This is a genomic window from Sphingosinicella terrae (assembly GCF_003347635.1).
GTDB lineage: Bacteria > Pseudomonadota > Alphaproteobacteria > Sphingomonadales > Sphingomonadaceae > Allosphingosinicella > Allosphingosinicella terrae.
In genome coordinates this window covers 97,894-113,286 of sequence record NZ_QDFY01000002.1, presented here as the reverse complement: position 1 = coordinate 113,286, position 15,393 = coordinate 97,894, and the positions used below count along the sequence as shown (strand labels likewise).

The window sequence follows — 15,393 nt, the reverse complement described above, 5'->3', positions numbered from 1 at the left end:
GGGAGGGGCAGTGTCAAGCCGCTGGGCGGATCCGGACGTTGCGAACGTCCGAAGACGGAGTCCTCAAGGATCAATGCAGGCTGCGATCGATTCCAGCTTGCGGACGCGTTCCTTGAGGTCGGCAATCTCGATCCGCTCCATCGCCGGGCTCGGCGGCTCGCGGCGCTGCTGGCTGGAAAGTTCGATGCGCTTGATCTCGAGCCAACCCTGCCAGCCCTTGAGAGCGGCGAGCACCGGGATGGACAGCGCGACCAGGCCGAAGCTCGCCAGCGCGATGGTCATCGTCAACTCATTCATCTTATCCTCCCATTCTCCGAATTTTCGGTCGCTTCGCGTCAGCGCAGGGCCTCGATCTCGCGAGCAAGACGGCTGTTGGCGCTGGCCGCGTGGGTCTCGATCGCCTGCATCCTGAGCTCCAGCGCCCGGCTGCGCTCACGCCCCTCGTCCGAAAGGGCGATCCGGTCGTAGCGGGACCGCGGCGCCGCCTGCCGATGGGCGACGAAGGCAGCCGCTCCATAAGCGACGAGCGTCCACGGAAAGGCGCCCATCAACGTCACCAGCACCAGCGCAATGCGGATGATCGTGACATCGACTCCTGTATGGTTTGCAAGGCCGGCACAGACGCCCAGCAGCTTGCCCTGATCGCGGTCCAGCTCGAACTTCTTGCGACGCACCCTCATTTCAGCCTCCTTGCTTCGCGGCTTTCGCCCGCTTTCTCCAATGTCCTGTCACCGGCTGGCTCGGTCTCGACGGCGCGTTCGAGCACCTCGAGCCGCTGCTCGATCCGATCGAGCAGCCGCATCATCTCTTCGACGTCCTGCGGCTCGGGTTCCCGCATCGGCCGCTCGCGCGCCCGGCGGGGCGGACGGACCATCAGGTAGACGACCAGTCCCACGATCAGCATCGCTACGATGCTTCCAACCCAGGCCGCGATCTCGATCGCGCCGATCATGTCGACGCCGTCAATCTGGAGCGTCATGCGGCCTCCTTCATCGCCGCCTTCAGCGCGGCCAGTTCGGCATCGACCCGTTCCGCGACCTTCAGCTCGGCGATCTCCTCCTCGAGGGTCTTCGGGGCCGCCAGGGCGAGCGCCTCGGCATGGCCTTCGGCGAGATCGGCCTCACGCTCGAGCAAGTCGAAGCTGGCGAAGGCGTCCTCGACCCGGCTGCCCGCATACATCTCGCGCATCCGGGCGCGATTCTGTGCGCTTTCGATCCGGGCGGAGATCATGCTCTGGCGCAGGCGCGCCTCGCGCAGCTTGGCCTGAAGCTTGGCGATGTCTGCCTCCGACGCCCGGAGCGTCGCGTCGATCGCCTCGATTTCTTCGCGCAGCGTGTCGGCGAGCGCTGTGAGCTTCTCCTTCTCCATCAAGGCGGCGCGCGCGAGGTCCTCGCGGCTCTTGCTCAAGGCCAGCTCGGCGCGCTCCGTCCAATTGTCCTGCAGCGCGGTGAGCTGGGCGACCTGGCGCCTCTTCTCCTTCTGATCGGCGATCGAGCGCGCCGTGGACGCGCGGACCTCGACCAGGGTCTCCTCCATCTCGAGGATGACGACCCGGATCGTCTTCGCCGGGTCGTCCGAGCGCTCGACCAGGTCGAGCAGGTTGGCGGCGATGATGTCGCGGGTACGGGAGAAGATGCTCATGCTTGGCTCCGATGCGAGTATCTGGCGGCGGCCGGGGCTCTGGGGTGGGCTGTCCCCGGCCGCCGTTGGAAGCGCGGGCTCCGGGGGAAGCAGCCCGCGCTTCGGGAAGCTCAGGCTTTGGCGGGGACCTCGACCGGCGCCTCCGCCGCCGCATAAGTTGCCGCCGGCGTGCGGCCGGCAACCGTGGCGGGCGCGACCGCGGCGCTGACGAAGGCGACCGAGACGATCAGCGCGCCGACGGCTGCGGTGGCGCTGCGGTAGAAGTTGGTGAAGTCGGCCATTGTTCTGCTCCCTTGAAACCTGGTGATTGCTTGTGCCCTCACGGTTTCAAGAGGCGTGCCAAGTCGCGTTTCTGGCGGTTTTCTGAGGTTTTCGACAACCAGCCTGCTGATGGGAGCAAGGTCGCGTCGCCGCCGATTGGCGCAGTTTCCCATTACTTGGCGGGAGCGCCGGAATCAGCCCGCTACGGGCGTTGAAAGTTTACGAAGGTGACGGCACAGCGCGAGATTCCGCCGCGCGATCTTCTGCGCCGAAGGCGTGCCGCATGCCCGGGACGTTCAGCCGTTCGAGGCCCTCATTGGATGCGCAGGTAATCAGCGATCGTCGGCGCCGGCTTTTCCGGTCGGCGCATTGGCATTCTCGCCGGTCTTCTTCGCGCCGAGCCGACCGGTGCCGTGATATTCCATGTCGCTCTGGCCGCCATGACCGTTCCAGCCGTCCCTGCCGGAACTCGGCTTGCCGGTGTGCGGGTTGGGATAGGCGCCTCCGCCGGACTGCCCGGCACCCTGGCTTCCGGTCCTCTTTTCGGCTTTCGACTGATCGGACATGGCTGGGCTCCTTTCGATCGAGAACCCGCAGCGAGCCGCGCCGTTCCCGACCTCAACCGATCGCCGTATCCGGTCGAGGCTCCGGTTCTGCCCGATCGCTGCCCTGCGGACGGGAAAGCAGAAAGCTGCTCCCGCGCCGGACAACCGGTCTCGCCCCGCCGACCCGCGTCGACGCGGGCAATGCCATGACGGCAGGGCCGCCAGAATGGATCGGGTCGGTAGTCTCCGCCCGGACAGCGTCGAACAGTTTCGCCCCGGCCATGAAGACGACGCCGGTGCAGGCGGCGAAGAGCAGCCAGCCGCCGACTCCAGGAAAACTATCGACATAGTGAAGGCCGCGGTCGACCGAGCCGAGCGCCAGCGCATAAATGACGGCGATGACTTCCCAGCGGGTCTTGATGACGAACAGTCGGCCGATACGAGCAAGCATGAACCCATCCCAGCAAGAAGCGGACCATTGGCGGAATCCCGCCATTTCCGACTCGGTAACGGTAACGGTTTGTAAACCATGGCGACAGCGGAAAAGCTCCGTGCGATCCGCCGGGCCACGCATCGCGACCGCCGCCTGGATTTCGCCCTTAGGCACAAGATCCTGATTTCACGGTGGTTTTTCGAGAGCGCCCGGACCGGAAGAATCGTGGTTAACGGGCCGCGACGCCTTCACGCCATCCCGTCGCAAGCCGACGCGACGGAATCAGTCCCTCACCATGTCAAAGAGCCATAGGAACATACCATGAACAACGAGACGAGGCAAGTCAGCGCTGGACAAATCCGGCGCCTTCGTCCGGCGGCCGCCGAAGCGGCGAAATCGATTTTTATGACCGCTACCGCCTTCCTGCTGGTGATCGCCTTCGCCTCGATCAGTCCCCTTGCGCCAGGGCGAGCAAGGCGAAGGTGGCGAGCCAATGCTCGCCCATATAGTCGCCGGTGACATTGGGGAGGCTGGCGTCGAGATGCTCGTCCGCTGTCCGCAGGGCGAGCGTCGCGACCTCCGGGTCGAGCGCGCCGGCGAGCCCGCGCCAGCACCAGGCACGGCTGAGATTGACGCCATCGAGATGGGCGATCTTGCCGTCCGACCGATCGGAAACGAAGGCCGGGATGAAGATGGAGCGGGGACTGCCGGTCCCGAGCTCGGGAAGAAAGCCATCGAGCCAAGCGCGAAAGGCACCCCGTCCGAGTACCCGCCGCATTAACAGCGCTTCGGTCAGCGCCGGTGACAGGAAGTCGTCCCCTCCGGGCTCCCAGCCCGGACAACCACGATCCTCCCCAAAATAGAACTGGGCCCGCTCACGGATCAGCGCCGCCAGTCCGGGATCGTTCAGATCGGCCCATTCCAGCGCCAGAATACAGGCGAAGGCGGTGTTGAAATGCGTGCCCGTCCGGATCGGATAAGTGAGCTTCGGCAGAAAAAGCCGCAGGCGCTCGGCGAATACTTCGGCCAGCGGCGCCAGCTGCGCAGCCCAAGCGTCGGGATGGTGTTGGGCCTCCCGGTGCAGCGCCAGCATCCAGGCCCACCCATATGGACGCTCGAACCCGCCGCTATAGGCACGGTCCAGGTAAGCGAGCTCGGCGGCCACCTTGTCCGGCACCAGCATCGCGTCGAGCAGGGCCTCGACCCGCTTCGCCGAGGGCAGGCCCGGAAAGAGCCGCCGCGTCCGCAGCAGGAGCCAATAGCCATGGACACAGCTGTGCCAGTCGAAACTGCCGAAGAAGATCGGATGAAGCTCGCGCGGAGACAAAACGTCCTCAGGCCCGCTCATGACGTGATCGAGCTTGTGCGGATATTCCCGCGCGACGTGGCCGAGTGCGATCTCGGCGAAGCGGTCGGCGGTGTCGGCGGTGAGCCGATGAGGCATGGATGGCGGTCTCCCGGGCCCGGTCAGAATGCGAGGAAGTAGATGAGCAGGATGTTCACCGCTAGCAGCGGCAGGGCGGTGGCGACCTGGGCCTTGATCACGCCATAGACATCGTCGAGCTCGAGCAGGGCGGCGGGCACGAGATTGAAGTTGGCCGCCATCGGCGTCATCAGCGTGCCGCAGAAGCCGGCGAGCATGCCGATCGCTCCGATGACCGCCGGATCGCCGCCATGCCCCTGGATGAGCAGCGGAATCCCGATGGCCACGGCGAGGACTGGGAAGGCAGCGAAGGCATTGCCGGTGAGAATGGTGAAGAGCGCCATGCCGATCCCGTAGGCGGCGACCGTCAGGAAAAGGCTGTCCGGCGGGATCACCGCGACCACCAGGCTCCCGATCGTGCGGCCGACGCCGGTCTGTGCCAGGACCACGCCGAGCGCCGCGAGCATCAGCGGCAGCACGGCCGCCCAGCCGACGGCATCGATAAGCCGCCGCCCCTCCTGAAGCGGCGCCAATAATGGGGGCCGCAACCAGGCGAAGGCGATGGCGAGCGCGAGCAGAACTCCCGCCGCGAGGAGAATGAACGTCTCCCTGTTCGGCTGAAGCAGGCCGGACCGGCCGATCGGCGTATAGAGATAGATCAGGGTTCCGAGCACGGCGGTGAGCAGGACGACCAAGATGGGCAGGAAGAGCCGGTTGCCGTAGCGGGCGCCGGCCTCGGCGCGCTCGGCCTCGCTCGTCGCCGGCTCGCCCCGGCCGATCAGGTTCAAGGTTGCGAGCCCCGCCAGCCCGAGGACAAGACAGCCATTGGCGAAATCACCGAGCAAATCCCCGGCCAGGAGGCTGGCCGCCACCAGTCCCCAGAAAGCGGCATTGCCGAAGCGTCGACGATTGGAGCGGTCGAGAGCGCTCAGGATTGCAAAGGCGGCGAACATCAGGCCGGCCAGGCCATAGACCCAGGAGATGGATATCACGGCCGCCGCTTCCCTGCCGCCCGACCCATCGCCCGCAGTTCCCGATCCATGAGGAGCAGTCTGGATCCATGGATCACGAAGGCGGCGATGGCGGTCGGAATCGCCCACACAGCGAGGTCGAGGGGCCGCAATGCATAGCCCGCCGCCGCCAATGTCTGCTGGATCAGCACGATGGAACCGATCGCGAAGAAGATGTCCTCGCCGAAGAACAAGCCGACATTGTCGGTCGCCGCGGCTTGCGCCTTCACGCGCTCCGCCATCCCGCGATCGAGATCCGCCTGGTTCTCCGCGGCGGCCAGGGCCATCGGGGCGACCAGCGGCCGCACGGTCTGAGGATGCCCGGCTGTCGAATGCAAACCTATGGCCGAGATGATCTGGCGGTAGAGCAGATAGAGCAGCAGCAACCGCCCCGCCGTCGCCGCGCGGAAACTTGAGATCAAGGCGCGCGACCGTTGCTGCAAGCCGTAGCGCTCGAGGAGACCGATCACCGGCAGCACAAGCCAAGGAATGATGATGATCCGATTGTCGTTGAAGGCCTTGCCGAGGCTCGAGACGACTTCGACCAGATCCATTCCGGCAAGCAGTCCGGTGGCGAGGGCCGCGACGGGGACGACAAGCATCGGGTTGAGCCTGAGCGCGAAGCCGACGATGACAATAAGGATACCCGCAAGTGGCAGATATTGGGTCATGCGCGTGTCGGCCCGATCGACGGCGGCCGTGCATCAACTTCCTGATCTATGCTCATGTCGACGGCCTAGCATCGGGCCCGGTCAGATAAAATCGCACGATCGGCCACCCATTCTTGGGCGAGACTGCTACCCGTTTGGGCAGGACTCGATGTCTTCTATTCAATTGGGTTGTTCCTTGAATTGTGGCATCTGGAGGACTGGAGTCGCATTGCGGGTAGGATTGAGCGGCTCGGAAGGGGATAGCGGACATGCCCGTTTCGATCACCGTGACCCGTGCGCGCACCTTCGCGCCCGGCGGCGATGCCGACAATGACGGTCAGGCGGATCCCGGCGACGTCTTTCTCCACACGATCATCCTGGAAAATCTGGGCACGGATCCGGCAAACAACCTGATCGTCACCGAGACGGAGAACGGCCTTACGATCGATCCCGATTCGGTCCTGATCGGCCCGATCGGCGTCGACGATGCGTTCAACATCACCGGCAACACGCCGATCACCTTTACCCTCAATCAGTTGCTCGGCAACGATCTCGATCCCGACGACGTCACGCCGAACCTGACGATCAGCACTTCCAACGTCACCAACGGCGGCCTCGTCGACAATGGCGACGGCACCTACACCTTCACCCCCACCACCGGACTCGACGCCGGCGCGACCGCGAGCTTCGAATATGCGCTGACCGACGCCGACGGCGTGACCAGCGTCGGCTCGACGCTGGTGACCTTCAACATCACCGACGTCGTCTGGTACGTCGACTCGGGCTATGGCGGCGAGAATGGCGGCCCGGACGGCTCCTATCTCAGGCCGTTCACCCAACTCACCGAGCTGAACGGCGTCACCGGCGACGGCACCACCAACGACGATGTCGACGCGGCCGGAGAAACGATCTTCATCCACGATCAGGGTGCCGACGCCTATGACGGAGGAATCACGCTCGAGGGCGGACAGAAGCTGTTCGGCGATGGCGCCACCCTCTCCGTCAACGGCCTGTCGATCGGCACGAGCACCAACAACAGCACGATCAACTTCGACGATTACGGCGTCACGCTCTCCACCGACAACACGATCGAAGGCATCGATCTCGACGGCGGCGTCGGCGGCAGCATCGCCATCCAGGACGGCAATGGCAGCGTCGGCTCGCTGACCATCGCCGACACCAATATCGGCGGCAACGGCAAGGCGATCGACATCGACCAGGGCGGCACCCTTGCCGTCGACATCGATAGCCTGAATTCGAGCAGTTCGACGAGCGAAGGCATCCACCTCCAAGGCGTGACCGGAACCTTCAACGTCGACGGCGGCCTTATTCAGACGTCCGCCGGCACCGGTATCCTGATCGGCGCGGCCGGCGGCGGCACCGCGGGATCCGGCGGCGGCGCCACCATCAGCATCGGCGCCTCGGTGACCAATCCGTCCGGGTCGTTGGTCGAGATCCAGGACCGGACCGGAGGCAGCGTCACCCTGTCCGGCACGCTCACCGAGGGCGCGCTGGCGGCGGGCCAGGCCGGCATCCTGCTCGACGGCAATGCCGGCACGATCAGCTTTACCGGCCAGAGCTTCATCAGTGCTGGCGCCGGGGGCGGCAATGGCGTGACGGTGACCAACAATAGCGGCACCGTCAATTTCAACGCTGCGGGCAGTGGCCTCGACATCACCACCGGCACGGGCACAGGGCTCACTTTCACCGGCGGGGGCACGCTCAACGTCACCGGCGGCAACAACTCGATCACGACGGCGGCCGGAACGATCGCCAACATCGCCAACGGATCCACCGCCGGCATGCAATTCGGCGCCCTGACCAGCGGCACCGTCGCCGGCAACGCCGCCATCGCAATCGACAATCTGGACGGCGTGTCCGGCGGCACGTTCGCGGGCGGCACCGTCGACATCGACGGCCTGGCAGCCGGAGTCGACGGCATCCGTATCTCCGGCGGATCGAGCGCCAACTTCAGCTTCGCCGGCACGCAGATCGATTCCAGCATCGCCAGTTCGGGCGACGGCATCGAGCTCAGCGGAGCCAACGGCACCGTAACCTTCACCAGCGTCGACATAGATGGCGTCGGCGGCAACGGCCTCTCGGTCACCAGCGCCACCAATGCCGTGACCGTTTCGGGCGGCACGATCGGCGCCACCAACGATCCCGGCGGCGACGCGCTGCTCATCTCCGGGGGGACGGGCGCGGTCACGGTCAATGCAGCTCTGACCAAGACGACGGCCGGCAACGTCGTCCAGATCAGCGATCATACCGGGACCGTCAATCTCGGCGGCTCCCTCTCCGCCACGGGTGGGCTGGACAGTGGCGTCCTCATCGACGGCACGACCGCCGGCGCGATCAATTTCTCGGGTTCGACGAAGACGCTGAATACCGGCGGCTCGGACGCGCTCGGTCTCACCGGCAGCGGCGCCGCCAACGTCACCTTCAGCGGCGGCAACCTCGATATCGACACGACCAGCGGCACCGGCATCAACGCGACCAACGCCGCCGCGACCCTGACCATCAGCGGCGGCAACAACAGCGTGTCGGTCGGTACCGGCCGCGCCGTCAATCTCGACGAGACGGACAGCGGCGGCATCGTTCTGCAGAGCGTCACCAAGACGGGTGGAAGCTCGACCGCCATCTTCCTCGACAATGCCGGCAACGGCGGATTCACCATCACCGGCACCGGGACCACGGCGGGTTCGGGCGGCACGATCGGCGGGACGATCAGCGGCACCGACCTCAACTACGGGACGGGCGTCGGCTTCTACGCGAACAATACCGACAACATCTCGCTCTCGAACATGACGTTCAGCGGCAGCCACCAGAATTTCGCGATCCGCGGCTCCGACGTCGACAATTTCACGCTGCGCAATTCGACGGTCGGCGGCACGCACGGCGACACCGACGGCGCCGAGGACGAAGGCGCCATCAACTTCACCAACCTCGGCGGGGTCGGCCTGTTCGAAGGCAACAATATCTCCGGCGGCTATTCGGACAATCTCAAGATCGTCAATACCGGCGGAACGCTCAACCTGTTCGTGCGGGATACGGCGGCGCAGCAGGCCGTGTTCGGCAACAACAGCACGACCAATTCCGGCAACGATTCCATCCTGGTGTCGACCAGCGGCAGCTCGCAATTGTTCATGCTCGTCGACGGCGTCCAGTTCACCGGCTGGCGCGGCGACGCCATCCAGACCGACGCCAACGGCCAGTCCCGGCACGAGATCACGGTCCAGAACAGCCAATTCAACAATGGTCATCCCAACATCGCGGCGGCCGGCGGCATCGGCGTGCTCGTCGGCGGCCAGGCCGGCGGCGGCGCCTGGTCCGTGGATTACGACATCCATGGCAACCAGTTCACCGGCTCGAAGGGATCGGTGATCGCCGCCAGCTTCACCAGCACTTCGGGCGGGACGATCCGAGGCTTCATCGACAACAACACGGTCGGCACCAACAATGGCGGCGGGCCCGCCGGCGATCCGACACAGGCAACGACCGGGTCGAGCGAGGGCGGCAGCGCGATCTTCATCCGCAACGAGCCGCTGGCGGGCAGCACCGGCAGCCTGACCCATTACACCACCATCTCCAACAACCAGATCCGCGACATCGTCGGCGGCGTCGCCGCTATCTACATCGCCGCCACGCGCGGGGAGACACCGGGGAAGTCGGTGGTCGAGGCCACGATCAACAACAACAATGTCGACGAGGTCGCCGGCGCCGTCGCGACGGCGCTCGCGCTCATCACCGGTGGCATCGCCAACGAGTTCGGCACGATCCGCGCCGACATCAACAACAATGTCTTCAACATCGACACCGCCACGCCGGCGGGGATTTCCGGGGTCTATGCGCAAGGCGTGATCGGACCGAACGACAGCCTAGTCTTGCCGGGCTTTGGCGGCGACTTCTCCACCTATCTCGCCGGCCGTGGCAATAGCAGCAGCGGCCCGCCCGGAGTGCTGGGCTCCACCGACGACGTGACCCCGACCGCCGGCAATCTCACCCAGCCGGCTCCGAACGGGACGGAAGCCGACCTGCCGACCGGCGCCATCCTCTCCGGAACTCCGGCACCCGGCGGCGACCCGACGGACGACGGATCCGGGACCTCGTCGCCCGGCGGTGACGGCACCCAGACGCCGGCTCCGCCTCCCCCACCACCGCCACCGCCACCGCCGCCGCCTCCGCCGCCACTCGGCGAACCCGAACCGCCGGTCCATCCGGTCATCGTCGACGATGGCGTGCTCAGCCGGGGCGAGCTCGATTATCTCGTGGAAGCGGCGATCCAGCGCTGGATCGGGGCCGGCGCCACCGCGGAGCAGGTGGCGGCAATGCGCGCCACCACGATCGACGTCGCCCACATGGCCGGCCTCTATCTCGGCTCGAGCCAGCCCGGCTCCATTCTGATCGACAGCGACGGGGCCGGCCACGGCTGGTTCCTCGACACCAGTCCCGCCGAGGACACGGAGTATAGCGGCAGCGGCACGAGACTGCGCGCCGACGCCGACGGACCGGCCGAAGGCCGTATGGACCTGCTCACCGTGCTGATGCACGAGCTAGGCCACCAGATCGGGCTGTCGGACGATTTCAACGGCGTCCATGCCGACGAGCTGATGTACGGTCATGCCATTATCGGCGAACGGCGGCTGCCGGGCGCCGACGACCTCGTCGGCGCCGACCTGACGCATCCCGGGCATGAGGCCTTCGTCGTCGCCGTGCCCGCTATTCCCGTCCTGCCGGCAGGCAGTGCGGTCCGGATCGTTTACAGGTCGACCGTCGACAGTTTCGTCAATGGCGTGATCCCGTCATTCGGCAATTCTACGGAATTCACCTATGACGGCCTCGGGACGCCGCAGCAGAGCGCCGTCGAGCCGCTCGACGTCGACTCGCTGACCCTCGCCGGCACGATCTGGAGCGACGATGGCGCGGGCGGCGGAAGTGCCAATAACGGCAGCCGCGACGGGACCGAAGCCGGTGTCGCCAATGTCAACCTGTCGCTGCTCGTCGACGCGAATAACGACAATGTCGCGGATAGCCAAACCGCCATCGCCACCGCGACGACCGACGTCAACGGCAGTTACAGCTTCACCAGTCTCGCCCAGGGCAATTACATCGTTCGCGTCGACCTCGGCAATTTCCAGGGCGGAGGCGCGCTTGAGAGCCTGCAGATCTCGTCGCTCGGCGCCGCCGAGCCACTCGACCCGGACAATGATGTCGACAATGACGATAATGGCGTGCGCGCGGACGGCCAGCCGGCTTTCAGCAAGACGATCACGCTCAGTTACGATGGCGAGACCGACGACGACGGCACCGGGCAGCTCGACGTAAACGACACGCTGGACTTCGGCTTCCTCTCCAACCCGCCGCCGGACCTCACCAATCTCGACGGCGACGTCGCCGCCTTCACCGAGGGCGGGACCGCCATTCTGCTCGACGATTCCAGCGCACCGCAGCTGGCGGCGATCGTGACCGACGACCAGCCGAACTTCAACGGCGGCAGCCTGACCGTCGCCGTCACCGGCAACGCTGCCGCCGAGGATGTGCTCGCGCTCAGCACCGCCGGGACGGTGAGCGTCTCCGCGGGAATCACCGTCGGCAGCATCGTCTCGGTGGCGGGCGTTGCGCTCGGAACGATCACGTCCGACGGCACCGCCGGCACACCACTGGTCATTGCGTTCGACACCACGGACGCGACGCCGGCCGCGGCAACGACGCTGATCCGAGCACTGACCTACACCAACAGCAATCAGACCGATCCATCGACGCTGCAGCGCACCGTCACGATCACCGTCAATGACGGACTCGCCGGCACCGACAGCGCCAACGTCCTGATCGACATCGGTGCCGTGAACGACGCGCCGACGCTGAGCGACGCCGCCGTCGTCCTCGACGCCCTCGCCGAGGACGCGGCGGCGCCATCGGGGGTGGTGGGCACGCTGGTGAGCGCACTGGTCGATCTCGATTCCGTCGCCGGCGGCCTCGACAATGTCGCCGACGACGATCCCGTCACCGGGATCGCGCTGACCGGAGTCGATTCGACTGGGGGCGATTGGTTCTACTCGCTCGACGACGGGCTCATCTGGTCCGCCGTGCCGGCCGTGGCCGATGCGACCGCGCTGCTGCTCGCAGCCGACGCCGACACGCGGCTCTATTTCCGGCCGAACCCGGACTTCAACGGAACCGTGACGAACGCCATCACCTTCCGCGCCTGGGACCGAAGCTCGGGCACCGAAGGCGATGTCGTGAACGTCGGGACGAATGGCGGCGCAACCGCCTTCTCGGCGGCCAGCGACACGGCGAGCCTCACCATCACCGCCGCCAACGATGCGCCGTCGGTGACGGCGCCCGCGAGTATAACGGTAAGCGAAGACGTGGCAGGCGCGCTGACCGGCATAAGCTTCGTCGACGTCGACGCCGGCGTCACCGCCATCACGGCGACGCTGTCGGTGCCGTCGGGAACGCTTGCGGCGACCAGCGGCGGCGGCGTTACGGTCGGCGGCACGGCCAGCGCGCTTACCCTGACCGGTACCGTGGCCGACATCAATGCATTCATCGCCGCCTCGGCCGTGACCTTCACCACGGCCCAAGACTCGACGACCGACGTGACGCTAAGTGTCACCATCGACGACGGAGGCAATACGGGGAGCGGAGGCGCGCTGACCGACAGCACCACCGTCACGCTCGACGTCACCGCGGTCAACGACGTTCCGATGATCACGGCTCCGGTGAGCATCTCGGTGATCGAGGACGTGGCCGGGGCGCTGACCGGCATCAGCTTCGACGACGTCGATGTCGGCGGAAGCACCGTCTCCGTGACTCTGTCGGTGCCCTCGGGGACCCTCACGGCGACGAGCGGCAGCGGCGTCACGGTCGGCGGTACGGCGAGCGTACTGACCCTGGACGGGACGGTAGCGGACATCAACGCGTTCATCGCCGGGTCGAACGTGAACTTCACCACCGACCTGGATGCCGAGGCCGACGTGACGCTCACGGTCGACATCCAGGATAATGGCAACGCCGGGAGCGGCGGCGCCCAGCAGGACAGTCGCACGGTCACGCTCGACATCATTCCGGTCGACGATCCCGCCGTGGCGCAGCCGGACGCGGTCACGGTCACGGAGAACGGGGTCAGCCGGGGCACGCTGTTCGCGGACAACGGATCAGGCTTCGACTCCGATCCGGACGGCCCGGCCCTTATCGTGGCGACGGTCAACGGCCAGGCCGGCAACGTCGGCTCGACATTCACGCTGCCGTCGGGCGCGAGGCTGCGCGTCAACGCGGATGGTAATTTCTCATACAATCCTGATGGCCGGTTCGACTATCTCCTCCCGGCTGGCACGGGCACCGGCGCTCCCAGCTCGGCGACCGACAGCTTCAGCTACACCTTGCTGAATGGGAGCACCGCCACCGTCACCGTGACGATTCACGCTGTGGATGGCGGCGATGCGCTGATTGGTACGAATGGGAGCGACACATTGTTCGGTGGCGCCGGCAAGGACACGCTGTTCGGGCGCAGCGGTGCCGATTCGCTCGATGGAGGAACCGGCAACGACCGGCTGTTCGGCGAAGGCGGCAGCGACGTCCTCACGGGCGGCGCTGGGCGGGACCAGCTCGATGGCGGCGTCGGCGACGACACGCTCTCCGGCGGCAACGACTTGGATTTCCTCGATGGCGGTAAGGGTGCCGACACGATGGAGGGCGGTGCCGGCAATGACACCTACCGGGTCGACAATGACGGCGACGTGGTCGTGGAAGGTGCGGGCGGTGGCAAGGACCTCGTGCTCACGACAATCAGCTACAGGTTGCCGGATTTCGTCGAGAACTTGACCCTGCTCGGCGGCGGCGACCTGTCGGGTCGCGGCAATGCGTCCGACAACAAGATCGTCGGCAACGCCGGCGACAATTACCTGGCCGGCTATGGCGGCGACGACCTGCTGATAGGGGGCGGCGGCGACGACATGTTGATCGGCGGCTCAGGTCTCGACACGCTCATCGGCGGAGACGGCTCGGACGACTTCGTGTTCAACGCACGGCCCGCCGCCTCGAACACCGGCCGGATCTACGATTTCGTAAGCGGCGAGGACCGGTTCGTGCTCGACGAGGATGTGTTCACCGAGGCCGGCCGGGGGGCGCTCGGCGGGGCCTTCCAGCTCGGCACGGCGGCGCTCGAGGCCGACGACCGCATCCTCTACGATCAAGCGACTGGCAACATCTATTACGATCCCGACGGCACCGGTGCCGCCGCGGCGGTCATGTTCGCTGCGGTGAGCCCGGGGACGTTGATCGTCCAATACGACTTCTTCGTCGGATAGGACGTTGCAGCGACAGGAGCAAGCCGGCTGGACGTCCCGGATAGTGCTGATGAACCGCGTCGAACGCCAATTGAATTGTCGACCGCATGTCGCGGCGCGGACAGTGAATTGGAGCTCAGGTAGCGGGAATGACGATCTTCCAGCCACGTCCGCGGACGTTGAAGATCACCTCTTCCTCTTCGATGCTGCGGAGCTTTCGACGGATATTGGAGATGTAGACCTCGACGATCCGCGTCTCCCCGGCCGCGTCGGAATCGTAGAGCGTCTTCAGCAGCGCCGACTTGCTGACGACGTCCTCCCCGCTCGTGGCCAATGCGCACAGGATCTTGAACTCCGCGTCGCTCAATACTGTCGTGCGGCCACGCAATTCGGCGGTGCGATGGAAAGGGTCCAGCTTCAGCGCGCCGACCCAGATCGGGTCGCGCGCATCGGGAGACGAGCCCTCTTTGCTCGCACCTTGAGACTGATGGCGCCGAAGCGCCGCTCGGATCCGGGCGAGCAGCTCGCCGGGAAGGAAGGGCTTGGGGATATAATCGTCCGCGCCGCGATCTAGCGCGTCGATCTTGTCGCGTTCGCTGTCGCGGCCGGAAACGACGAGGATCGGGACGTCCGACATCTCCCTCAGCTTGCGCAGCACTTCGCCCCCGTCGAGGTCGGGCAAGCCCAGGTCGACGAGAACGGCGTCGAACGATCGAGACCGGAAAATGTCGAGGGCAGCTCTGCCGCTCGCGACGCTTTCCGACGTGAATCCGCCATAGGAGACGGACGCCTGGAGCAACGTCAGGAGGGCGGGGTCGTCCTCGACCAGCAGGATGAGCGCGCTCATGCCGGTCAGGCCTAGCCGCTCGCGCCGGTGATGAGAAGCGCTGGAGACCGGGCATCGGCCGCTACGGACGGGAACCGATGCTCCCGCCTCCAGACCGCCATTCGCCCCTCGCGTCACTTCCGCAATGATCCCAGCTGACTATCGCTCGTGCGCGTGGCCCATGGACCGTTGCAGAGCCCGATCGCGCCGCCGCAGAATCGTCCACCCGCTGCGCTTGCGGCCGGATGGGATGCGTTTCGCCATGATGGCCGAAGCTGAGCCCTCCGGCTCCCTCCGTTCCACTCAGGCCGCGCCC

The 15,393-nt window shown here is 66.2% G+C and carries 12 protein-coding genes; 1 reads left to right on the top strand and 11 read right to left on the bottom strand.

Translation table 11 applies throughout. The features are described from left to right. Positions 1–63: 63 nt before the first annotated feature. The 10 genes from DDE10_RS06000 to DDE10_RS05960 form a co-directional block, all read right to left on the bottom strand. On the bottom strand, positions 64–297 hold the full coding sequence (locus tag DDE10_RS06000) for a hypothetical protein (RefSeq protein WP_114951845.1): 234 nt from the start codon (positions 295–297) through the stop codon (positions 64–66). 38 nt (positions 298–335) lie between these two features. Then, positions 336–680: a PspC domain-containing protein gene (locus tag DDE10_RS05995; protein ID WP_114951844.1), complete on the bottom strand. Its 345-nt coding sequence runs from the start codon at positions 678–680 to the stop codon at positions 336–338. Beyond that, positions 677–979: a hypothetical protein gene (locus DDE10_RS05990; protein WP_114951843.1), complete on the bottom strand. Its 303-nt coding sequence runs from the start codon at positions 977–979 to the stop codon at positions 677–679. Before DDE10_RS05990 ends, DDE10_RS05995 begins: the two co-directional genes overlap by 4 nt. Then, complete coding sequence (locus tag DDE10_RS05985) at positions 976–1,641, bottom strand: PspA/IM30 family protein (RefSeq protein ID WP_114951842.1); 666 nt, start codon at positions 1,639–1,641, stop codon at positions 976–978. The genes DDE10_RS05990 and DDE10_RS05985 overlap by 4 nt, the downstream gene beginning before the upstream one ends. 110 nt (positions 1,642–1,751) lie before the next feature. Further along, a complete protein-coding gene (locus tag DDE10_RS23345) occupies positions 1,752–1,922 on the bottom strand; it encodes a hypothetical protein (RefSeq protein WP_162806373.1) in 171 nt (56 codons plus the stop codon). Between the two features lie 312 nt (positions 1,923–2,234). After that, on the bottom strand, positions 2,235–2,468 hold the full coding sequence (locus DDE10_RS05980; RefSeq protein ID WP_114951841.1) for a hypothetical protein: 234 nt from the start codon (positions 2,466–2,468) through the stop codon (positions 2,235–2,237). Between the two features lie 52 nt (positions 2,469–2,520). Further along, positions 2,521–3,054: a hypothetical protein gene (locus tag DDE10_RS23980; RefSeq protein WP_349356531.1), complete on the bottom strand. Its 534-nt coding sequence runs from the start codon at positions 3,052–3,054 to the stop codon at positions 2,521–2,523. A gap of 274 nt (positions 3,055–3,328) precedes the next feature. After that, complete coding sequence (locus DDE10_RS05970; RefSeq protein ID WP_114951840.1) at positions 3,329–4,324, bottom strand: DUF2891 domain-containing protein; 996 nt, start codon at positions 4,322–4,324, stop codon at positions 3,329–3,331. A gap of 23 nt (positions 4,325–4,347) precedes the next feature. After that, on the bottom strand, positions 4,348–5,295 hold the full coding sequence (locus tag DDE10_RS05965) for a DUF979 domain-containing protein (RefSeq protein ID WP_114951839.1): 948 nt from the start codon (positions 5,293–5,295) through the stop codon (positions 4,348–4,350). Beyond that, positions 5,292–5,984 carry a DUF969 domain-containing protein gene (locus tag DDE10_RS05960; RefSeq protein ID WP_114951838.1) on the bottom strand — a complete coding sequence of 231 codons (693 nt, stop codon included), beginning with the start codon at positions 5,982–5,984 and terminating at the stop codon, positions 5,292–5,294. Before DDE10_RS05960 ends, DDE10_RS05965 begins: the two co-directional genes overlap by 4 nt. Before the next feature lie 248 nt (positions 5,985–6,232). Here DDE10_RS05960 and DDE10_RS05955 point away from each other — a divergent pair, with 248 nt between their 5' ends. Beyond that, positions 6,233–14,272, top strand: a complete 8,040-nt coding sequence (locus DDE10_RS05955; protein ID WP_114951837.1) for a cadherin-like domain-containing protein — start codon at positions 6,233–6,235, stop codon at positions 14,270–14,272. Between the two features lie 115 nt (positions 14,273–14,387). Here DDE10_RS05955 and DDE10_RS05950 read toward each other — a convergent pair whose 3' ends face one another. Beyond that, positions 14,388–15,098, bottom strand: a complete 711-nt coding sequence (locus tag DDE10_RS05950; RefSeq protein ID WP_114951836.1) for a response regulator transcription factor — start codon at positions 15,096–15,098, stop codon at positions 14,388–14,390. Between the last annotated feature and the right edge of the window lie 295 nt (positions 15,099–15,393).

What these genes read in the sequence shown, in the direction of transcription:
- DDE10_RS06000 (WP_114951845.1), bottom strand. Translation starts at nt 297, where the DNA reads ATGAATGAGTTGACGATGACCATCGCGCTGGCGAGCTTCGGCCTGGTC.
- DDE10_RS05970 (WP_114951840.1), bottom strand. Translation starts at nt 4,324, where the DNA reads ATGCCTCATCGGCTCACCGCCGACACCGCCGACCGCTTCGCCGAGATC.
- DDE10_RS05955 (WP_114951837.1), top strand. Translation starts at nt 6,233, where the DNA reads ATGCCCGTTTCGATCACCGTGACCCGTGCGCGCACCTTCGCGCCCGGC.
- DDE10_RS23345 (WP_162806373.1), bottom strand. Translation starts at nt 1,922, where the DNA reads ATGGCCGACTTCACCAACTTCTACCGCAGCGCCACCGCAGCCGTCGGC.
- DDE10_RS05985 (WP_114951842.1), bottom strand. Translation starts at nt 1,641, where the DNA reads ATGAGCATCTTCTCCCGTACCCGCGACATCATCGCCGCCAACCTGCTC.
- DDE10_RS05960 (WP_114951838.1), bottom strand. Translation starts at nt 5,984, where the DNA reads ATGACCCAATATCTGCCACTTGCGGGTATCCTTATTGTCATCGTCGGC.
- DDE10_RS05980 (WP_114951841.1), bottom strand. Translation starts at nt 2,468, where the DNA reads ATGTCCGATCAGTCGAAAGCCGAAAAGAGGACCGGAAGCCAGGGTGCC.
- DDE10_RS05995 (WP_114951844.1), bottom strand. Translation starts at nt 680, where the DNA reads ATGAGGGTGCGTCGCAAGAAGTTCGAGCTGGACCGCGATCAGGGCAAG.
- DDE10_RS05950 (WP_114951836.1), bottom strand. Translation starts at nt 15,098, where the DNA reads ATGAGCGCGCTCATCCTGCTGGTCGAGGACGACCCCGCCCTCCTGACG.
- DDE10_RS05990 (WP_114951843.1), bottom strand. Translation starts at nt 979, where the DNA reads ATGACGCTCCAGATTGACGGCGTCGACATGATCGGCGCGATCGAGATC.